Source organism: Pantoea sp. Ae19-2, assembly GCF_059801205.1.
Genome location: NZ_JBCHWE010000001.1, coordinates 1608086 through 1628223 on the forward strand (window position 1 = coordinate 1608086; position 20138 = coordinate 1628223).

General features: G+C 55.2%; 17 protein-coding genes. 10 read left to right on the forward strand and 7 right to left on the reverse strand.

Annotated features, from left to right (window positions below; genetic code table 11):
- Positions 1-241: 241 nt before the first annotated feature.
- Entirely contained in the window at positions 242-1807 is a 1566-nt protein-coding gene (gene tyrR, locus AAIE03_RS07440; protein WP_029570060.1) for a transcriptional regulator TyrR, read from the forward strand.
- 37 nt (positions 1808-1844) lie between these two features.
- On the opposite strand, the gene tpx is transcribed toward tyrR, so the two are convergent.
- Positions 1845-2348, reverse strand: a complete 504-nt coding sequence (tpx, locus tag AAIE03_RS07445) for a thiol peroxidase (protein ID WP_013025896.1) — start codon at positions 2346-2348, stop codon at positions 1845-1847.
- 150 nt (positions 2349-2498) lie between these two features.
- Between tpx and ycjG the strand changes: the two genes are divergently transcribed.
- A complete protein-coding gene (gene ycjG / locus AAIE03_RS07450) occupies positions 2499-3482 on the forward strand; it encodes an L-Ala-D/L-Glu epimerase (RefSeq protein ID WP_024471801.1) in 984 nt (327 codons plus the stop codon).
- On the opposite strand, the gene mpaA is transcribed toward ycjG, so the two are convergent.
- Positions 3433-4164 carry a murein tripeptide amidase MpaA gene (gene mpaA, locus AAIE03_RS07455; RefSeq protein ID WP_498562908.1) on the reverse strand — a complete coding sequence of 244 codons (732 nt, stop codon included), beginning with the start codon at positions 4162-4164 and terminating at the stop codon, positions 3433-3435. The two genes, ycjG and mpaA, sit on opposite strands and share 50 nt — an antisense overlap.
- A gap of 152 nt (positions 4165-4316) precedes the next feature.
- Between mpaA and AAIE03_RS07460 the strand changes: the two genes are divergently transcribed.
- The 3 genes from AAIE03_RS07460 (at position 4317) to AAIE03_RS07470 (ending at position 7456) form a co-directional block, all read left to right on the forward strand.
- Positions 4317-5936: a peptide ABC transporter substrate-binding protein gene (locus AAIE03_RS07460; RefSeq protein WP_498562909.1), complete on the forward strand. Its 1620-nt coding sequence runs from the start codon at positions 4317-4319 to the stop codon at positions 5934-5936.
- A 117-nt stretch (positions 5937-6053) separates the two neighbouring features.
- Complete coding sequence (gene zntB, locus AAIE03_RS07465; RefSeq protein WP_013025892.1) at positions 6054-7037, forward strand: zinc transporter ZntB; 984 nt, start codon at positions 6054-6056, stop codon at positions 7035-7037.
- Between the two features lie 290 nt (positions 7038-7327).
- Entirely contained in the window at positions 7328-7456 is a 129-nt protein-coding gene (locus tag AAIE03_RS07470) for a hypothetical protein (protein ID WP_022623200.1), read from the forward strand.
- Between the two features lie 54 nt (positions 7457-7510).
- On the opposite strand, the gene ttcA is transcribed toward AAIE03_RS07470, so the two are convergent.
- Positions 7511-8446, reverse strand: coding sequence for a tRNA 2-thiocytidine(32) synthetase TtcA (gene ttcA, locus AAIE03_RS07475; RefSeq protein ID WP_014605764.1), 936 nt, complete (start codon positions 8444-8446; stop codon positions 7511-7513).
- A 440-nt stretch (positions 8447-8886) separates the two neighbouring features.
- Entirely contained in the window at positions 8887-9543 is a 657-nt protein-coding gene (locus tag AAIE03_RS07480) for an MgtC/SapB family protein (RefSeq protein WP_013025890.1), read from the reverse strand.
- A 182-nt stretch (positions 9544-9725) separates the two neighbouring features.
- Here AAIE03_RS07480 and AAIE03_RS07485 point away from each other — a divergent pair, with 182 nt between their 5' ends.
- Complete coding sequence (locus tag AAIE03_RS07485; RefSeq protein WP_014605765.1) at positions 9726-10001, forward strand: putative hemolysin; 276 nt, start codon at positions 9726-9728, stop codon at positions 9999-10001.
- Between the two features lie 33 nt (positions 10002-10034).
- Here AAIE03_RS07485 and AAIE03_RS07490 read toward each other — a convergent pair whose 3' ends face one another.
- Positions 10035-11027: a 2-hydroxyacid dehydrogenase gene (locus AAIE03_RS07490; RefSeq protein WP_498562910.1), complete on the reverse strand. Its 993-nt coding sequence runs from the start codon at positions 11025-11027 to the stop codon at positions 10035-10037.
- Positions 11028-11169: 142 nt separating this feature from the next.
- Here AAIE03_RS07490 and AAIE03_RS07495 point away from each other — a divergent pair, with 142 nt between their 5' ends.
- Genes AAIE03_RS07495 through AAIE03_RS07505 form a run of 3 tightly spaced genes read left to right on the forward strand, consistent with a single transcriptional unit; the run spans position 11170 to position 14320 of the window.
- On the forward strand, positions 11170-13803 hold the full coding sequence (locus AAIE03_RS07495; RefSeq protein ID WP_498562911.1) for a YdbH family protein: 2634 nt from the start codon (positions 11170-11172) through the stop codon (positions 13801-13803).
- Entirely contained in the window at positions 13800-13988 is a 189-nt protein-coding gene (locus tag AAIE03_RS07500; RefSeq protein WP_014605768.1) for a YnbE family lipoprotein, read from the forward strand. Before AAIE03_RS07495 ends, AAIE03_RS07500 begins: the two co-directional genes overlap by 4 nt.
- Before the next feature lie 11 nt (positions 13989-13999).
- Positions 14000-14320 (forward strand): YdbL family probable chaperone protein, encoded by a 321-nt coding sequence (locus AAIE03_RS07505; protein WP_013025885.1) that lies wholly within the window; start codon positions 14000-14002, stop codon positions 14318-14320.
- Positions 14321-14390: 70 nt separating this feature from the next.
- Here the strand turns inward: AAIE03_RS07505 and azoR are convergent, their stop codons facing one another.
- Positions 14391-14990 (reverse strand): FMN-dependent NADH-azoreductase, encoded by a 600-nt coding sequence (gene azoR / locus AAIE03_RS07510; protein WP_013025884.1) that lies wholly within the window; start codon positions 14988-14990, stop codon positions 14391-14393.
- Positions 14991-15237: 247 nt separating this feature from the next.
- On the opposite strand from azoR, the gene hrpA reads away from it, so the two are divergent.
- Positions 15238-19137, forward strand: a complete 3900-nt coding sequence (gene hrpA, locus AAIE03_RS07515; protein WP_498562912.1) for an ATP-dependent RNA helicase HrpA — start codon at positions 15238-15240, stop codon at positions 19135-19137.
- A gap of 88 nt (positions 19138-19225) precedes the next feature.
- Here the strand turns inward: hrpA and AAIE03_RS07520 are convergent, their stop codons facing one another.
- A complete protein-coding gene (locus AAIE03_RS07520; RefSeq protein WP_013025882.1) occupies positions 19226-20035 on the reverse strand; it encodes a trypsin-like serine peptidase in 810 nt (269 codons plus the stop codon).
- Positions 20036-20138 lie beyond the last annotated feature (103 nt).

Here is a 20138-nt window from a genome sequence, read left to right on the forward strand (position 1 = left end):
GCCGTTATTTAACGTCCCCCTGTTTAGCGCGCCAAATCTGCGGGGGACCGTTCCGGGATACTGGGAAGATTAACTGCGAAAGACGTCGAAAACTCAAGGTGTTATGGCGCGCTGCGCGCGACGGACGTTTAAAAAAAACGCGCTTGCGTTAACGCTGTCAACTTTTCCTGACAGCCCCCTTTCTGCGGACGGGCTGTTTAGCGTATTATCGCGACATATCAAACGGATTAAGGCCCACGCGATGCGTTTAGAAGTGTTTTGTCAGGACCGTATCGGACTGGCGCGTGAATTGCTCGACCTGTTGGTGGCGCGCAGTATCGATCTCCGCGGCATTGAAGTCGCCGCCTCAGGCCGTATCTATCTCAATTTCTCCACGCTTGAATTCGAACAGTTCAGTAATCTGATGGCGGAAATCCGTCGTACACCCGGCGTCACCGATGTCCGCACGGTCCCCTATATGCCGTCTGAACGTGAACATCGGGTACTCAGCGCCTTGCTGGTTGCCATGCCAGAGCCGGTATTTTCGGTTGATTTGAGAACGAAGGTTGAGCTGGCGAACCCGGCGGCGCAAAACCTGTTTAATCTTGATGAAAACAAGATCCGCAATTTTACCGCCGACCACCTGATTAACGGTTTTAATTTTGCGCGCTGGCTGGAGAGCGAACGCGTTCAGGCGCAGGCGCAACATGTGGTGATAGAAGGGCGCGACTTCCTGATGGAAGCACACCCGATTTACCTGTCAGAGGACAACGACCAGGCCGACCAGCTCGTCGGCGCAATGGTGATGCTGAAGTCTACTGCCCGTATGGGGCGACAACTGCAGAACCTGGTGGTGACTGATGAAACCGAGTTCGATCATATTGTCGCCGTTACGCCCAGGATGCGGCAGGTCGTGGAACAGGCGCGCAAGCTCGCGATGCACGATGCACCGCTGCTGATTATCGGCGACACCGGCACGGGCAAAGACATGCTGGCGCGGGCCTGTCATTTACGCAGCGCACGCGGAAAGATGCCTTTTCTGGCGCTTAACTGTGCATCGCTGCCGGATGACGTAGCGGAAAGTGAGCTTTTTGGTCACGCAGCCGGGGCCTATCCCAATGCGCTGGAGGGCAAAAAAGGCTTTTTCGAACAGGCAAACGGTGGCTCGGTGCTGCTGGATGAAATTGGCGAGATGTCACCCACCATGCAGACGAAGCTGCTGCGTTTTCTCAACGATGGCACTTTCCGCCGCGTCGGTGAGGAGCATGAGGTACACGTGAATGTCCGCGTGATCTGCGCCACCCAGAAGAACCTGTTTGAGCTGGTTCAGCGCGGCGAGTTCAGGGAAGACCTTTTCTATCGCCTGAATGTGCTTACGCTGAATCTGCCGCCGCTGCGCGAGCGCGTTCAGGACATTATGCCGCTGACGGAAATGTTCGTGGCGCGTTTCGCCGATGAACAGGGCATTCCACGGCCGCGTCTTTCCTCACAGCTGAATGCTTTTCTGATGCGCTATAACTGGCCCGGAAACGTGCGGCAGCTTAAAAATGCCTTGTATCGTGCATTAACCCAGTTGGAAGGCCATGAGTTACGGCCGCAGGATATCGTCTTGCCTGAACAGGCGCTGGATGTGTCACTGGGGGAAGAAGCGATGGAAGGCACGCTGGATCAGATCACCAGCCGCTTTGAACGATCTATTTTGACGCGGTTATATTTGTCTTATCCGAGCACGCGCAAACTGGCAAAACGACTGGGGGTTTCCCATACCGCCATTGCCAATAAACTGCGGGAGTACGGTCTGGGGCAGAAGCGCGGCGACGGCGAATAAAACGCAGCGGATAAGTCTGGCTTATCCGCTGTGGACATTATTTCAGCGCAGCGAGTGCGGCATCATAATCGGGTTCAGTGGTGATCTCATTCACCAGCTGGCTGTAAAGCACTTTGTCATGCTCATCCAGTACGATAACGGCACGGGCCGTCAGACCCTGAAGGGCACCATCAGCAATTTCCACGCCAAAATCTTTTTTGAATTCCCCGCCGCGCAGCGTTGACAGCGTAACCACGTTGTTGAGGTTGTCTGCGCCACAAAAACGCGATTGAGCAAAGGGCAGGTCGGCGGAAATACATAACACCACCGTGTTATTCAGTTCGCCCGCTAACTGGTTAAACTTGCGCACCGAAGAGGCGCACACGCCGGTATCAACGCTGGGAAAAATATTCAGAATCTTGCGTTTTCCTGCATACTCAGAGAGTGAAACGTTAGACAGGTTTTTCGCCACGAGGGTAAAAGCGTTAACGCTATCGCCCGGCTGCGGGAACTGACCTGCAACCGCTACAGGGTTGCCCTGAAAGTGAACAGTCTGAGACATAAGAATTCCTTCTAATGATGTTATCTGACAGAAAAGAAAGCGTCAGTACAGGTATAGCCATTGTTTATGACATAAATTTTAAGGGTTTACGAGAGCATTTGTTGCCTAAAGTTAAATGGCGATGATGAATCCCAGAGAAAAGGAGAGGTAATGAGAACGGTAAAATGTTATCCCGAAGCATGGCCGCTGCATACGCCGTTTGTCATTGCTCGTGGCAGTCGCACCGAAGCCAAGGTCGTTGTCGTCGAAATCGAAGAAGAGGGCGTGAAAGGGATCGGCGAGGCCACGCCTTACACGCGCTACGGCGAAAGCGAAGCCCTGGTGCTGGAACAAATTGCGACCGTTATGCCTCAACTGCAGCAAGGGCTGTCGCGTGAAGCTTTGCAGAGCCTGTTGCCTGCCGGTGCGGCAAGAAACGCCATCGACAGTGCTCTCTGGGACCTTGCCGCTCGCCAGCAGCATGTGACGCTGGAGCAGTTAGTGGGCGCGGAACCGACCCAGTCTGTTGTGACTGCACACACGGTGAGCATTGATACGCCGGAAGCGATGGCCAGCAGCGCGCAGGCGTTGTGGCAACATGGCGCAACCCTGCTCAAAATCAAAATGGACAATAACTTTATTACCGAGCGCCTGATGGCGATTCGCGCTGCTGTTCCCGACGCGACATTACTTGTGGATGCGAATGAATCCTGGCATGCCGAAGGGCTGGCAGCCCGTTGCCAGCTGTTAGCCGATCTGGAGGTGGCCATGCTGGAACAGCCGTTACCGGCAGGAGAAGACGCAGCGCTGGCGAACTTTATCCATCCTCTTCCGATCTGCGCCGATGAAAGCTGCCACACGCGGGAAAGCCTGCCTGCTCTCCGTGGACGCTATGAGATGGTGAATATCAAGCTTGATAAAGCGGGCGGACTCACTGAAGCGCTTGCCCTGGCACATGCTGCGCTGCAGCAGGGCTTTACGCTGATGTCCGGCTGTATGATCTGTACCTCAAGAGCGATTCGCGCGGCGCTGCCGCTGGTGCCGCTGGTGCGTTTTGCCGATCTCGATGGCGCAACGTGGCTGGCCGTGGATGTTGAACCGGCGCTTAAGGTACATGACGGGGCGTTAATGACGGCTGCCAGCGCAGCAGAGTAAGCATCGTCTCCAGATACGTTTCTGTGGCTTCGTCCACCGAGATAGCCGGCATCTCGGCAGTGACGCAGGGCAGACTCAGGTCGTGGCACCAACTGCCAAAGGAGCCCGGCGTGGCATAGCCCACGCTGCTCACCCGCGGTAATTGGGTCTGCGCCGCCAGCCAGGTGCCTACGTCTGTCTGTTCGGGGTCATCAATGCAGGCCAGAGGCTCGTGCCACGAGACGACCCAGGCCGGTTTAAGCTGATGAATGAGCGCGCACAGCGCCTGGGTTTCCGGCTCCGATGCCGGATGTGTCCCCGTTGACAGCTTAACGTCCCGCGCGTCTGCCGCGCTGTTCCAGCGGTAAACCGTTTCGCCCGACTGCCAGTTGGCGGCCGGAAAGTTTCGGTTCAGATCCACGCCATTCGCATTGGCACGCAGGCCCAGCTGACAGCCGTCGGGGTTCATCGCCAACACCACATGATGCCGACGCTGTGCCTCCGGCAAGGTCCGCAGCGCAGCGGAAAGGGCGGCTATCGCCGCGTTTTCATCACCGTGAGTGCCGGCCAGAATCAGGCCACTGTCGCCGTCCGCCTGCACGGCGGGAAACCAGAGTAGCGGGGCGCCCAGAACAGAGCGGCCATACTGCTGCCAGGAAATAGCCAGTTTGCCGCGCAGCGGTCGCGGATGAATGGATGACATAGTGACGTTCTCCTGAGTTTATTTAAAAGTAGCGGAAAAGCCGGTCGGGGAAAATAGCTATTTATCAATCAGCAATTTGCGATAAAGTGGCCGTTAACAGGCTGAGTCAGTAATGCGCTGATCCAGCGCGTCTTTATTGCAAAGGGGTGATAATGGTAATACGCTTTTCATTAACGCTAACGGCCCTGAGCCTGCTTAACGCGTTTGTGCCCGCGTTGGCCGCCGAGGTTCCTGCCGGTGCACAGCTCGCCGCGAAACAAGAGATTGTCCGCCATATCAAAGATGAACCCGCTTCCCTCGATCCGGCCAAAGCCGTGGGCCTGCCTGAAATCCAGGTGATGCGCGATTTGTATGAAGGGCTGACCAGTCAGGATGCCCACGGCAAAATTGTGCCCGGTGTCGCGCAGAGCTGGAGCAGCAGTGACAATAAGGTCTGGATACTTACTTTACGTAATAATGCCCGTTGGTCTGATGGCAAACCGGTGACCGCGCAGGATTTTGTATACAGCTGGCAGCGCGTTGTCGATCCTAAAACCTCATCGCCTCAGGCCTCCTTTATCGCACTGAGCGGCATGAGCAACGCGGGCGCGATTACCAAAGGCGAAATGACACCGGATAAGCTGGGCGTCACCGCCCTGGACAAGAATCGCCTGAAGATTACGCTGACCCGTCCGGTTCCCTGGTTTCCTGCGATGCTCTCTAACGTCGCGTTCTATCCAGTACCGCAGGGCGTGGTTGAAAACGCAGGTGCAGACTGGACCCAGCCGGGCAAACTGGTGGGCAATGGGGCTTATCAACTCAGCCAACGCGTCGTGAATGAAAAAATCGTTCTCGTGCGCAATCCCCATTACTGGGACAACGCCCACTCCGTTTTAACCAAAGTGACCTTTGTGCCCATCAACGAAGAATCGAGCGCAACTAAGCGCTACCGCGCTAACGATGTGGATATCACCGAATCTTTCCCCAAAAACATGTACGCGCTGCTGAAGAAAACGCTGCCCGGCCAGGTTTATACGCCGGATCAGCTCGGCACCTACTATTACGCGTTTAATACCCAGAAAGGGCCAACGGCCGACGTACGCGTGCGCAAGGCGCTGTTGTGGAGTATCGATCGCGCCGTTATCGCCGAAAAAGTCCTGGGCACAGGGGAAAAACCGGCATGGCATTTTACCCCTGACGTCACGGCCGGGTTCACACCGCTGCCCGCCCTACAGCAACAGCACAATCAAAAAGAGATGGATGCGCAGGCCAGAGCCCTGTTGGCAGCCGCAGGTTACAGCCCCGCTAAGCCGTTAAAGCTGACGTTGCTGTACAACACTTCTGAAAGCCATCAGAAAATCGCGATTGCGGTGGCGTCGATGTGGAAGAAAAACCTTGGTGTGGATGTGAAACTGGAAAACCAGGAGTGGAAAACCTATATAGACAGCCGAAACAGTGGCAACTTTGACGTTATCCGCGCCTCCTGGGTAGGGGATTACAACGAACCCTCGACGTTCCTGAATCTGCTCACCTCAGGCAACAGCAGCAACATTCCGCGCTTCAGTAATGCCGAATACGATGCCGTCATTGCCAAGGCAAGTATGGAAACCAGCGATAAGGCGCGCAATGCGGATTATAACCGGGCAGAGCAGATTATCGCTGACCAGGTCCCAATCGCGCCCCTTTATCAGTACACCAATGGCCGGCTCATTAAGCCGTGGGTCAAAGGTTACCCGATTACAAACCCCGAAGACGTTGCCTACAGCCGGGAATTGTGGATTGAGAAACACTAAGTCACAGCGGCCTGACATCAGGCCGTCTTTTGACATCTTTGTACACAGGCTCAGGATTGCAACTCAACAGCGCCACGCTAGACTGTATCGTATTGATTTTGATAGCGGGGTAACGGTGTGGACGGTGTAAAAGGAAAAGCGCTTCAGGTGACAGATGCCATTATTTCCTGCCAGTTGGATGGCAAGGGTGGCATGATCCCCATTGATGAAACGCAGGTGCTGCACGACGAGCATCCCTGCTGGTTGCATCTTAATTATACCCATCCTCGTAGCGCCGAATGGCTGCAGTCTACGCCTCAAATTCCGGATGCCGTGCGCGATGCGCTGGCTGGTGAAAGCATGCGTCCCCGTGTTTCCCGGCTGGGGGACGGTTTTATGATTGTCCTGCGCAGCGTCAACCATAACAGCGATGCACGTCCTGACCAGCTGGTGGCAATGCGGGTGTTCATTAACGATCAGCTCATTGTCTCCACCCGCCGACGCAAAGTGTTTGCCGTGGATGAAGTGCTGACCGATCTCGAAAACGGCAACGGTCCGGTGAACTGTGGCAGCTGGCTGGTTGAAGTCTGCGATGCCTTAACCGGGCACACCAGCGAATTTATCGAAGACCTACACGATAAAATCATTGAGCTGGAAGATGCCTTACTTGATCAACGGATTCCGCCGCGGGGTGAGCTGGGACTGTTACGCAAACAGCTGATCGTAATGCGCCGTTATATGGCACCGCAGCGCGATGTCTTCTCGCGCCTGGCGAGTGAAAAATTGCCGTGGATGGACGATAGCGAGCGCCGCCGTATGCAGGAAATTGCTGACAGACTGGGCCGCGGCCTGGACGATCTGGACGCCGGCGTAGCCAGAACCGCCGTGCTGGCAGACGAAGTGGCCTCGGTCATGGCGGAATCCATGAACCGCCGAACCTACACGATGTCGCTTATGGCCATGATCTTTCTGCCAGCGACCTTTTTGACTGGCCTGTTTGGCGTCAATCTGGGCGGGATCCCCGGCGGCGCATGGCGCTATGGCTTTAGCGTCTTTTGTCTTTTACTCGTGGTACTGGCGTTAGGCGTGGCTGGTTATCTGCGCAAGCGACGCTGGCTGTAAGGCATGGGAGAGGAGCAGGGCGTCAGTCAGGAAAATTCCATTAACAGGACTAAAGCTGATCGACATCAATATCTGCCAGACGCAAACCGCGCAAAATCTCTCTCGCAGGTGAATGCAACGTCAAGCGATGGGCGTTGCGCTCCATATTGTCTTACTTCCTTTTTTGAATTATTGCATAGCATATTTAATTCGAAATACGCCGGCTAACTAGCCGGCTTTTTTTTTGCCCGCTGGCTGAGATGTCAATTCTTTCCTAAGCTTAAAATCCATTCGCATAAGAGGAGAACGGCATGATGGCGATTCACAACAGCGAGCCCATTCCAACGGATCCGCCCCCCATTCCGCAGCCGCAGCCCGATCCGCCACCGGAACCGGAGTTTCCGCCGGTAATGGATCCGCCCCCTCACCGCAACGTATAAAAAAAGGGCACGCGAGTTGACGCGTGCCCTTTACTTTCAACGAACAGATAAGCGTTACTTAATTTCCAGCACGTTAAGACGTTCGCTGAGGTCAGGCGTTTCTTCTTCCTCGGCGCGCCAGCCAACCGGTGTGACCGGCAGCGTTTCGCGATCAAAGGCCAGATCGCCGCCATCGACCACGGCATCGCCGTGTTGAATACCTTTAAAATCAAAGAGGTTGATATCTGCCATATGAGAGGGCACGACGTTTTGCATGGCGCTGAACATGGTTTCAATACGGCCAGGATAACGTTTATCCCAGTCGCGCAACATGTCTGCGACGACCTGACGTTGCAGATTCGGCTGAGAACCACACAGGTTGCACGGGATAATCGGAAACTGACGGGCTTCTGAGAAACGAATAATATCTTTCTCGCGGCAGTAAGCCAGAGGACGGATCACGATGTGTTTACCATCGTCACTCATCAGCTTGGGCGGCATGCCTTTCATCTTGCCACCGTAGAACATATTCAAAAACAACGTTTGCAAAATATCATCACGATGGTGGCCAAGGGCGATTTTCGTACAGCCCAGCTCCGTAGCGGTGCGATACAAAATTCCCCGACGCAGACGTGAGCACAGAGAGCAGGTCGTTTTACCTTCGGGAATTTTATCTTTAACGATTGAGTAGGTGTCTTCTTCAACGATTTTGTACTCAACACCCTGAGCATCAAGATATTCAGGCAGAATGTGTCCCGGGAATCCCGGCTGTTTCTGGTCAAGATTCACCGCCACCAGGCTGAATGACACCGGCGCGCTTTTTTGCAGGCTACGCAGGATTTCCAGCATGGTATAGCTGTCTTTGCCGCCTGACAGGCAAACCATAATGCGGTCGCCTTCCTCAATCATATTAAAATCGGCGATAGCCTCGCCAACGTTACGGCGTAAACGCTTCTGAAGCTTGTTGAGGTTGTACTGCTCTTTCTTGCTCGTTTCTTGATTTTGTTGCATTACGCGGTTTCTCAGTCATCAAAAGGGAAGTTCACAGAGTCAGTGTGCGGGTTAACCCGGCCCTGGCCCCGTGGGTCAATGCGCACAAACCTTTTACGCACTGCCGCGCCCCTTTGATTGGCTCTCTATGACGGCTTGCCGCCGGCAGTAAAAACCAGCGGACAAAAGTATGCCGCGTATGGTACGGATTACGCGTTCAATTTCCAATATCAATTTCTGCGTGCAGCAGAAAGTTCAAGGCTAACGATACAGCCACGACAGGTCTGTTAGCCGTGTCTGGCGATAACGATAAACAGGAAGACCTGGCTATTCTGCCTGCAAAGGTCAGGCCACCATCCGGAGGTCTGTCAGGCCTCTGCCATTTTCGATGCTGGCGCGGTTCATCATTCGCCCGGCAGGGCATCTTTATTCCCATAGCGTCCCGTTTATTCAGGCCCTGATCACATCATTTCCAGCGACTGCACGCCTTTGACTTCCATGATTTTGTCATACAGGTGCGCATCGCTGGATTTGCGCGATAAGGTAACCTGCACGCTTAATTCACACTGGCCGCTTTCTTCATCCCGATTAATCACCGAAATATTGCCGTAGCGGATCCCTTCACGTTGCATCACCAGTAACACCAGCGGCACGCTCTTGGCTTTGAGGTAAACAATCAGCGTATGATGTTTACCAATTAATAAATGGCTCAGGCGGCGGAACACCTCCAGCACCACCAGTGCCAGCACCGTGCCGTAAATCCCAATCTCATACATACCGCTCCCGATCACCAGCCCGATAGCGGCGGTAACCCAGAGTCCGGCCGCCGTGGTCAGGCCTTTTACCACCTGCTTTTGAATCAGGATGGTGCCGGCACCCAGAAAGCCCATGCCGCTTACCACCTGCGCCGCAACGCGGCTGGGATCGAGCGCCACATGATCTTTCATCAGCATGTCGGCAAAACCGTATTTCGAAACCAGCATAAACATGGCGCTGCCGATACCGACCAGGATATGGGTACGTAACCCGGCTTCTTTGGCACGCATCTGGCGTTCCAGGCCAATCAGCCCGCCTAAAATGCCGGCCAGCGCGATACGAATCAGCATATCCATTAACATTGTTTTTCTCCGGTAATCATCATGTTCAGATAAGTGCAGTTACGTGACAGTGTGATAACAGGATAATTCTGCTTGCAATCAGCTGTGAGGTTTTTTGTAAAAAGCTGTTTCTTCTATCGACCCCGCGCCAGGGCTGACATATTCTTGCTAAGCCTTTAACTCACCTTCCCGGAGTCTGATTGATGAAAGCCGCTACTTTTCTGCTGGCTGGTGCCGCGTTGATACTGTCTGCCTGCAGCAGTAACAGCGATGACAACGAGCCACCACAACAAGCTACTGCCGCCCATGTTCAGCCACACGTGGTGATGTCGTCTATGGCAGAGGCAAACTGTGCCAATGCAGGAGGGACACTGGCGTTCTCAAGTCAGCTGGACGGATCGCGCATCGGGATGTGCCAGTTAGTTAACGGCCGCCGCTGCAGCGAACAAGCGCTGATCGGCGGTAACTGCGCACGCTAACGGGTTCAGGCCGGATAACACCGGCCAGATACGTCAGGCGGTAACCCGATTCTGACAGGTTTCGCCGCGGTTTAGCTGGCCGAGGTTTTCCAGCGTGGTGTCTGAAATCGCCGTCAGGGCTTCGGCGGTGAGAAACGCCTGATGACCGGTAAACAGCACGTTATGACAGGCTGACAGGCGGCGGAATACATCATCCTGAATCACATCATTAGATTTGTCTTCAAAGAACAGATCTCGCTCGTTTTCATAAACGTCCATGCCCAGCGCGCCTATTTTTTGCTGCTTCAACGCATCAATCGCAGCCTGAGAATCAATTAATCCGCCCCGACTGGTATTAATGATCATGACGCCGTCACGCATCTGCGAAAAAGCCTGTGCGTTGAGTAAATGATGGTTCTCCGCCGTCAGTGGACAGTGCAGACTGATGACGTGCGACTCGGCAAACAGGGTTTTCAGATCGACATACTCCGCGCCGAGCGCTAAAGCCTGCTCGCTGGGATAAGGATCAAACGCCAGTAAACGCATTCCGAACCCTTTTAATATGCGCAGCGTGGCGATGCCGATTTTGCCGGTGCCAATGATACCGGCCGTTTTGTTATGCATGTTAAAACCGGTCAGGCCGTCCAGCGAAAAATTGGCGTCGCGGGTGCGCTGGTAAGCGCGATGAATCCGGCGGTTCAGCGTCATCATCAGCCCCACCGCATGCTCGGCAACGGCTTCCGGGGAGTAGGCAGGCACGCGGACGACCTGAAGCCCCAGTTCGGCTGCCGCGTCGAGATCGACATTGTTAAATCCCGCACAGCGCAGGGCAATGTAGCGGACGCCCAGCCCCGCCAGCTCTTCGAGCACCGGGCGGCTGCCGTCATCATTCACAAAGATACATACCGCATCGCAGTCTACCGCCGTCTTCGCCGTGCTTTCGCTGAGTAAAAAATCAAAAAAGACCAGTTCGAAACCATACTGTTGGTTGACCTGTTCAAGGTACTTCTGGTCATAGTGTTTAGTACTGTATACGGCGATTTTCATCGTTGTGCTCCTGAAAAGGGAATGTAACAAGAATAACGTTTTCTGTTGCTTTTTGCTGGTCGCTGTTTACCTTTCGCGGTGAAACCTTCACCTTCCGGACGTTACGTGCCATCATTATTCTCAGGATAGTGAGAAAAAAAGGATGCTTGTTTTCATGCCGCGGATTTTCCGTCGACGACTCGCCGCTGTTCTGGCGCTGATTTTATTGCTGCTGGGATTACTACTGACGATCACACAGTGGCTGCCGCGCCTGGTGGGCATTTGGCTGCCTGCAGGTACGCGCGTCGAGCTGGAGGGCGCGCCACGCTGGCGGAACGCGCAGGTGCTGTTTCCCAACATCTATTACCTGGCGGATGACTGTCGTCTGGCGAGTGTCAAAAACGCCGCGCTGGGTTGGCATCACGCGCGCTGGGCGCTCAATGCGGATCAGGTCACGCTGGAAACTGAATGTCTGCAACAGCTACCTGAAACGCAAAACGATACGGCCGCGCCCAAAACTCTGGCCCAGTGGCAGGCAATGTTGCCGGGCGCCGACATTCACATTGGTAAACTGACCGTTTCCCCCTGGCAGGATTATGCTGGCGGGCTGGATCTGATACTGGATAAATCGCGCCAGCAGTTACACTACCTCGGTGATAACCTGCAGCTCGACGCCACATTACAAGGACAGCAGCTCAATATCAGTCAACTGACGGTGACGCATCCCGCTTTACCCGAACCGCTCAGCCTCAATGGCCACTTCGAACTGCCCAAATATGCCAACGGCTTGCCGGTGAACGGTGAAATTACCGGCACGCTGGCGCTGGCGGCGTTCCCGCAACCCGTGGACGCTGCGCTCAGCTGGGCGCATCAACGTGGTCTGCTTAATGTCACCACGGGGGGCAGCGATCGTCCTTTGCTCCATCTTCCCTGGCAGGCCAGCCGAACCCGTATTGATATCGAAAAAGGTGAATATTGCTGGCCACTGGCCTCGCAGCCGCTGTCGGGTTTCGTCAATCTGACGCTAAATAACTGGCAGGACGGGCTGGAGGCGACCCAAATCGTCGGTCGTCTCAATATGCTCACGCAGGGCCGGGGCGGTAAAGGTAACGTGGTGCTGGGGATGGGGCCGGGCCACCTCAGCCTTACGCAAAGCCAGCTGCCTTTGCAACTGACGGGCGAAAGCAAATTCGCGGCGATGCAGCTTTACGGCAGCATTCCCGGCGAGCTGAACGGCTCATTGCTCAATCCGCAACTGACGATAAAACCGAAAGCACTTTTGCGCCTGCGCGGGCGTTTGCTCTCCACGCTGGAAGTCGATGAAGCGCGCTGGCCGCTGGCCGGCGTGCGCTTATCTTCGCAAGGCATCTCCGGACGCCTGCAGGCCATTCTCCGCGCTCACGATCCCAGCTTTGGCCGCTTTACGCTGCACCTGGATGGCGGCGCGCATAACTTCTGGCCGGATTCAGGCGTCTGGAACTGGCGTTACTGGGGCGAGGGAGAAATGCGTCCCTTACAGGCAAAGTGGGACGTCAATGGCACGGGCGGCTGGCGCGATACGCTGATTCATCTGGATAGCCTGTCTACAGGTTTCAATCAGCTGGAATACGGCAGCGTTCGGGTAGAGAAGCCGCGCTTAACGCTAACGGCGCCGGTGAACTGGCAGCGTGATGCGCACCACCCGTCATTTACCGGCCAATTCAAGATGCAGGCAGGAGAAACGCGCTTCAGCTACGGGGGCAGGCTGGCGGCCTCAACGCTGGACTTCGGTGCGACGGGCAGTGATCCCGGGCATTTCGTCTGGGGCGGACAGCTGAACGCGGGCAAGGTGGGGCCGGTACGTGTTAACGGCCGATGGGACGGCGAGCGTTTACGCGGACAGGCCTGGTGGCCAACGCAGTCGCTGACGGTATTCCAGCCGCTCCTCAGCCCTGAACTTAAAATGAAGATTCAGTCAGGTGAGTTACGCGCTCAGGTGGCTTTTTCTGCCGCCGCCAGACAGGGCTTTCAGGCTGGCGGTCACTGGACGGTGAAAAACGGCAGCGTCTGGACGCCGGACAGCCAGGTCAACGGGGTGGATTTTTCGCTGCCATTCCGACTGCAAAATCAACAGTGGCATTTCGGATTACGCGGGCCGGTTTCGTTACGTATCGCCGAGATTAAAAATCAGTTTGCGATGCAGAACATTCGGGCCGACCTGCAGGGCGCTTATCCCTGGCGTGAAAACGATCCGCTGTGGTTACAGGATGTCAGTATGGATCTACTGGGCGGACACATTACCCTGCCATCCCTGCGCCTGCCTCAGCACAGCCCGGCGCGCGTTTCGCTCCGTGACATCAGCCTGAGCAAGCTCGTCAGCGCCATTAAACCCAAACAGTTTGCCATGTCTGGAAACGTGAATGGCGAGTTACCGCTGTGGATCAGTAATCCCCACTGGATTATTGAAAATGGCTGGATTGCCAACAGCGGGCCGCTGACTTTCCGTATGGATAAAGATATGGCCGATGCCATTACCCGCAACAATGTCGCCGCCGGTGCGGCGATGGACTGGCTGCGTTACATGGAGATTTCGCGGTCATGGGCCACGCTTAATCTGGACAATCTCGGGGAGCTGACGATGGAAGCCCAGGTAAAAGGCACCAGCCGCTTCAGTAACCGTAATCAGACCGTTAATTTAAATTATCGTCATCAGGAAAACCTGTTCCAGCTGTGGCGCAGCCTGCGCTTTGGCGATAATTTGCAATCCTGGGTGGAGCAAAATGCCACCTTGCCGTCAAAAAAGGATCAATCACCATGAGCCTCAGGGCCTTACTGCTGATGGTAGCCTGGCTACCGCTGATGGGTTGTGTGCCACGCATCGAAGTGGCCGCGCCAAAAGACCCCATTACCATTAATATGAATGTGAAAATTGAGCATGAGATCCACATTAAAGTGGACAAGGATGTCGAAGCCTTACTGAAAAACCAGAGCGGCCTGTTCTGAGGAGAGCCAGCATGAAACGCATTGGTCTTGCACTTTTACTGGCGACGACGATGAGCCAGCCGGCCTGGGCTCTGACGCTTGATGAGGCCCGTCAGTCGGGCCGGGTCGGCGAAACCCTGTCCGGTTATATTGCCCCTCGATCAGACGACAGCGAAACCCTCGCACTGGTTAAACGCATCAATGACGGACGGCGCGCAGAGTACCAGCGTCTTGCCGGGCAGAACAACCTGAAAACCGATGAGGTGGCCCGCATCGCTGGACAAAAGCTGGTCACGCGGGCGGGGACGGGGGAATACGTTCAGGGCATTAACGGGCAGTGGTTGCAGAAATAGCCCTATTGAGCAGGGCGATGCAGGCATAAAAAAACCGGGCTGATGCCCGGTTCCGCGTCAAACAGCATTATCACGCAGTAGCAATCTGCTTAATCGCGTCTTTGGCTTCGCTGGTTGCTTTCGTGGCTACTTCCGGGCCGTAAGCGATGCCTTCAGCCAACACGAACTCAACGTCGGTGATGCCGATAAAGCCCAGGAACAGCTTGACGTAAGGGGTCAGCAGGTCAGAAGGGCTGTCTTTATGAATGCCACCACGGCTCGACAGAATCACCGCACGTTTACCTTTCACCAGACCTTCCGGGCCCGCTTCGGTATAACGGAAGGTCACGCCAGCACGCGCGATCAGGTCGAAATAGTTCTTCAGCTGAGTCGGGATGTTGAAGTTGTACATTGGGGCCGCCATCACGATAACGTCGTGCGCCTGCAGCTCGGCAATCAGTTCATCAGACAGTGCCAGCGCTTCCTGCTGACGCGGTGACAGTGGCGCATCAGAAGGGCGCAGTGCGCCAACTAACTCACCGTCCAGTACCGGAACCGGGTTAGCAGCCAGATCGCGCACGGTGATCTGGTCGCCCTTAGCCTGTGCCTGCTCGATATAGAAGTCTGCCAGCTGGCTTGACTGAGAATAACCCGCAAGAATGCTTGATTTCAGAACGAGTACTTTGCTCATAGTAGTTTCCTGTCTGTTATGCGGAAGGCTTTCCGCTCAATGGTTTACACTTTACAAACATCGGCCTTAGGGTGAAAGCGCAATATTTCGAGAGCTATATTCGAATTAATTGAACAAGCCGGTTTTGCCGACCATCACGGCGTAAAAGGGAATGTGCTATGCTAGGCGCAATTATTAGCGTTAATCAGCGGGTTATCTTAGCACTGTACGCTGAATCCACACCGTCTGAGTAAGGTACGTCACTACTATGTCTTCTCCGGTTTCATCCCCATTAACGCCGCTCTGGTCGCGGCTTGATGCGTTAATGCTGCGTGACCGTCAACGCTTGCAGCGTCGGTTACATGGCGCCAAAAAAATCAAAAATCCCGACGCTCAGCAAAGCATCGCCGCCGAGCTTGAGCAGGATATCATTGTTGCAGAGCGCCGCGTTGCACAACGTGTTGCGGCGACGCCGCGCATCAGGTTTCCGGAAAATCTGCCAGTCAGCCAGAAGCAGCAGGCCATCGCAGAGGCGATTCGTGAACACCAGGTGGTTATCGTCGCGGGCGAAACCGGATCGGGCAAAACCACCCAGTTGCCCAAAATTTGCCTGACGCTGGGACGCGGTATCACCGGTTTAATTGGTCATACCCAACCGCGTCGGCTGGCGGCGCGAACCGTTGCCAACCGCATCGCCGACGAGCTGGAAACTTCGCTCGGTGGCTGTGTGGGTTACAAAGTGCGGTTTAACGATCAGGTCAGCGAAACGACCCAGATTAAACTCATGACAGACGGAATTCTGCTGGCGGAAATCCAGCAGGACCGCATGCTAATGCAGTATGACACCATCATCATTGACGAGGCTCATGAACGCAGCCTGAATATCGACTTCCTGCTGGGCTATCTGCGGGAGCTACTGCCGCGTCGTCCCGATCTGAAAGTGATTATTACGTCAGCAACCATCGATCCCCAGCGCTTCTCTCGTCATTTCAACAACGCGCCGGTGATTGAGGTGTCGGGCCGCACCTATCCGGTAGAAGTGCGCTACCGTCCGGTGGTGGAAGAGGCGGAGGATGTTGACCGCGATCAACTGCAGGCCATTTTCGACGCGGTCGATGAGCTGGGGCGGGAAAGCCGGGGCGACATCCTGATTTTTATGAGCGGTGAGCGCGAAATTCGCGATACCGCCGACGCGCTGATGAAGCGCGATCTGCCCCATACCGAAGTGTTGCCGCTCTATGCCCGTCTGTCTAACAGCGAGCAGAACCGGGTATTTCAGTCGCACAGCGGGCGGCGTATCGTGCTGGCAACCAACGTCGCCGAAACGTCGCTGACCGTACCGGGCATCAAATACGTTATCGATCCCGGCACGGCGCGTATCAGCCGCTACAGCTATCGCACGAAAGTGCAGCGCCTGCCGATAGAGCCGATTTCGCAGGCCTCCGCGAATCAGCGTAAAGGACGTTGCGGGCGCGTGTCGGAAGGGATCTGCATACGGCTCTATGCCGAAGACGATTTCCTAAGCCGTCCGGCCTTTACCGATCCTGAAATCCTGCGCACCAATCTGGCCTCGGTTATTCTGCAGATGACCGCGCTGGGGCTGGGCGATATCGCGGCCTTCCCGTTCGTGGAAGCACCGGATAAACGCCACATTCAGGACGGCGTAAGGCTCCTGGAGGAGCTGGGGGCATTAACCCTCAATGACGACGGACATTACTCACTCACCGGCTCCGGCCGCCAGCTGGCGCAGTTGCCTGTCGATCCGCGCCTGGCGCGCATGGTGCTGGCAGCACAGCAGTATGGCTGCGTGCGGGAAGTGATGATCATCGCTGCCGGCTTATCGATTCAGGACCCGCGCGAACGTCCCGCCGACAAAAAGCAGGCCTCGGATGAAAAACACCGGCGCTTTGCGGATAAAGAGTCAGATTTTGTGGCGTTTGTGAACCTGTGGAACTACCTGGGCGAACAGCAGAAAGCGCTGTCCGGTAACCTGTTCCGCCGTCAGTGTAAAACAGACTATTTAAACTATCTGCGCGTGCGCGAATGGCAGGATATCTATACCCAGCTCCGTCAGGTGGTGCGCGAACTGGGCATTCCCGTTAACAGCGAACCAGCGGAGTACAGAGAGATTCACTGTGCCTTGCTGACCGGCTTACTGTCACATATCGGTCAGAAAGACGCCGATAAACAAGAGTTTACCGGCGCACGCAACGCCCGTTTTGCTATCTTTCCCGGCTCTGGGCTGTTTAAAAAGCCGCCTAAATGGACAATGGTCGCTGAACTGGTGGAAACCAGCCGGCTGTGGGGCCGCATGGCGGCGCGCATCGATCCCGAGTGGATTGAGCCGCTGGCGCAGCACCTGATCAAACGCAGCTACAGCGAACCGCACTGGGAGAAATCGCAAGGCGCGGTGATGGCCAGTGAGAAAGTGACTCTTTACGGTTTGCCGATTGTGGCTGCGCGCAAGGTGAATTACGGCACCATCGATCCCACGCTCAGCCGCGAGCTGTTTATTCGCCATGCGCTGGTTGAGGGCGACTGGCAGACGCGTCATGCGTTTTTCCGCGCTAATCAGAAACTGCGCAGCGAAGTCGAAGATCTGGAACATAAATCGCGCCGCCGCGATATTCTCGTGGATGATGAAACGCTGTTTGCTTTCTACGATCGGCGCGTGGGCAAGGACGTTGTTTCAGCCCGCCATTTTGACACGTGGTGGAAGCAGGCCAGCAAAACCAATGCTGAACTGCTAAATTTTGATAAGCAGATGCTGATCAAAGAGGGCGCGGATAAAGTCAGCCAGCTCGACTATCCCAACGTCTGGCATCAGGGAAATCTTAAACTCAAGCTGAGTTATCAGTTTGAACCCGGTGCGGATGCCGATGGCGTGACGGTCCATATACCTTTACCGCTGCTTAACCAGGTGGAGGAAGCGGGTTTTGAATGGCAGATCCCCGGCGTGCGGCGCGAGCTGATCATCGCCCTCATCAAATCGTTACCAAAGCCACTGCGCCGCAACCTGGTGCCTGCACCCAACTATGCTGAGGCGTTTCTGGGCCGTGTTACCGCCATGGAGATGCCATTGCTGGATGCGCTGTCGCGGGAATTCCGCCGCATGACCGGCGTGACGCTGGAGCGAGACAACTGGCAGTGGGAACAGGTGCCCGATCATCTGAAAATGACGTTTCGGGTTGTCGATGAGCACAACCGCAAACTTCAGGAAGGCAAAGATCTTGCTGGGCTGAAACGCCTGTTAAAAGGAAAGGTGCAGGAAACGCTCTCTAACGTGGCGGACGATGGCCTGGAGCAGAGCGGTTTACACCTCTGGAGCTTCGGCGATTTACCGCGCAGTTACCAGCAAAAACGCGGCAGCTATGAGGTTAAAGCCTGGCCTGCTCTGGTTGACGAGAAGGACAGCGTGGGCATCCGCTTATTCGACAGCGAGCATGAACAGCAGAAAATGATGTGGCGCGGTCAGCGTCGCCTGTTGTTGTTGAATATTCCGTCCCCCGTGAAGTATCTGCATGAAAAGTTGCCGAACAAAGCCAAGCTGGGGCTGTATTTTAACCCATACGGCAAGGTCATGGAGCTGATTGATGACTGCATTGCCTGCGGCGTTGACAAGTTAATCGCGGAAGCCGGTGGCCCGGCATGGGAGCAAACGCAGTTTGAAGCGCTAAGGGAAAAAGTGCGCGCCGAACTCAATGATACCGTGGTAGAGATCGCAAAGCAGGTTGAGCAGATTCTGACAGCGGTATTTTCGATTAACAAACGTCTGAAAGGGCGGGTAGATATGACGCTGGCGCTGGCGCTGGCGGATATCAAAGCGCAGATGAACGGCCTGGTTTACCGGGGTTTTGTCACCCAGAATGGCTGGCAGCATCTGGCAGATACGCTGCGTTATCTGCACGGCATTGAGCGACGGCTGGAGAAGTTGCCGGTCGATCCTCATAGCGATCGCGCCCGAATGCTCAAAGTGCAGGCCGTCGAGCAAGCGAGGCAGGCATGGTGGAATAAATTGCCGCCGCAGCGTCAGGATGACGCGGACGTGCAGCATATCCGCTGGATGATTGAAGAGCTACGAATCAGCCAGTTTGCGCAACAGCTGGGAACGCCTTATCCGATTTCGGATAAACGCATCCTGCAGGCAATGGAGCAAATCGCAGGCTAGTTGCCGAGACAGCTCGCGTATAAAAAGCCCGCACCTTGATGGATGCGGGCTTTTTTATGTGTTCAGATCGTGTAACCCTTCAGGCAACCTACTGGGCCAGCGCTTCAAGCCGGTCTTTAAAGGAGGTCACGGCAATCGCCCGGTTATCCGCAAGATAGCGATCTTTTGCGGCAGGTGCCGAACTCTGCACGGCAATCAGCTGCCAGCCTTTATCGCCTTTCAACAGTAGCGGCGAACCGCTGTCACCCGGCAGCGTATCACACTGGTGCGATAACACGGCACGCTGCGCCCAGCCGGTGATCAGGCAGTCGCTGTGTGAATACAAGCTGTCAAGATGATCGGCAGGGTAGCCAGCCTGAGTCACTTTACGTCCGGCTTCTTTAAGCGCGTCCGTTAAATCACTGCGTGAACCATCAAACAGCGGAATCGGCGTAATGGCAGAAGGGGGATTGCGTAAAATAACCAGACCATAGTCGAACGGTGCTGCGCTGCTGGGGACAATCCATCCTTCGCCATCGGCTTTTAGCCTGTGGACCAGAGAAGGTTCAACGCGGGCATCAATGTCGTGGATCTCGTAGCGCCAGCCTTTTTTGGTCGACATAAAGCGCAGCGCGACCGGTTTATCAAACTTGCCCGGTGGCGTCAGTAAACAGTGGCCTGCGGTCAGTGCCAGATGTGGTGAAATAAGCGTTGCGGTGCACAGGTTACCACTTTCGGTTTCCAGTTGACCTATCGCATCCCAGGGCGCGTCGCTGACGTCGGTAATCGCCTGACGATGATCCTTACCAAAAAACAGCATTTTTATTTCGGCAGGCGTCGGTGAATCATCATTATCATCGGCATGAACAACGGCGGTGAAACTGAAAAGTCCAACGATTAACAGGGTAGCCAGGCGCATAGAACTCTCAATAGCGAGAAAAAGAAAACGTTTTTGTTATTACTGAAGTGACATAACTATAGTCAGTGAGCGGTAAAAAAGGGAGTCTTTTCAGTTAATCAGT

Bases quoted from the DNA above. Each gene is read 5' to 3' on its own strand.
- ycjG (WP_024471801.1), top strand. From the start codon at position 2,499: ATGAGAACGGTAAAATGTTATCCCGAAGCATGGCCGCTGCATACGCCG.
- AAIE03_RS07520 (WP_013025882.1), bottom strand. From the start codon at position 20,035: ATGCGCCTGGCTACCCTGTTAATCGTTGGACTTTTCAGTTTCACCGCC.
- mpaA (WP_498562908.1), bottom strand. From the start codon at position 4,164: ATGTCATCCATTCATCCGCGACCGCTGCGCGGCAAACTGGCTATTTCC.
- hrpA (WP_498562912.1), top strand. From the start codon at position 15,238: ATGTCTTCTCCGGTTTCATCCCCATTAACGCCGCTCTGGTCGCGGCTT.
- tpx (WP_013025896.1), bottom strand. From the start codon at position 2,348: ATGTCTCAGACTGTTCACTTTCAGGGCAACCCTGTAGCGGTTGCAGGT.
- AAIE03_RS07485 (WP_014605765.1), top strand. From the start codon at position 9,726: ATGAAAGCCGCTACTTTTCTGCTGGCTGGTGCCGCGTTGATACTGTCT.
- tyrR (WP_029570060.1), top strand. From the start codon at position 242: ATGCGTTTAGAAGTGTTTTGTCAGGACCGTATCGGACTGGCGCGTGAA.
- AAIE03_RS07480 (WP_013025890.1), bottom strand. From the start codon at position 9,543: ATGTTAATGGATATGCTGATTCGTATCGCGCTGGCCGGCATTTTAGGC.
- AAIE03_RS07460 (WP_498562909.1), top strand. From the start codon at position 4,317: ATGGTAATACGCTTTTCATTAACGCTAACGGCCCTGAGCCTGCTTAAC.
- AAIE03_RS07470 (WP_022623200.1), top strand. From the start codon at position 7,328: ATGATGGCGATTCACAACAGCGAGCCCATTCCAACGGATCCGCCCCCC.
- ttcA (WP_014605764.1), bottom strand. From the start codon at position 8,446: ATGCAACAAAATCAAGAAACGAGCAAGAAAGAGCAGTACAACCTCAAC.
- AAIE03_RS07505 (WP_013025885.1), top strand. From the start codon at position 14,000: ATGAAACGCATTGGTCTTGCACTTTTACTGGCGACGACGATGAGCCAG.
- AAIE03_RS07495 (WP_498562911.1), top strand. From the start codon at position 11,170: ATGCTTGTTTTCATGCCGCGGATTTTCCGTCGACGACTCGCCGCTGTT.
- AAIE03_RS07490 (WP_498562910.1), bottom strand. From the start codon at position 11,027: ATGAAAATCGCCGTATACAGTACTAAACACTATGACCAGAAGTACCTT.
- AAIE03_RS07500 (WP_014605768.1), top strand. From the start codon at position 13,800: ATGAGCCTCAGGGCCTTACTGCTGATGGTAGCCTGGCTACCGCTGATG.
- azoR (WP_013025884.1), bottom strand. From the start codon at position 14,990: ATGAGCAAAGTACTCGTTCTGAAATCAAGCATTCTTGCGGGTTATTCT.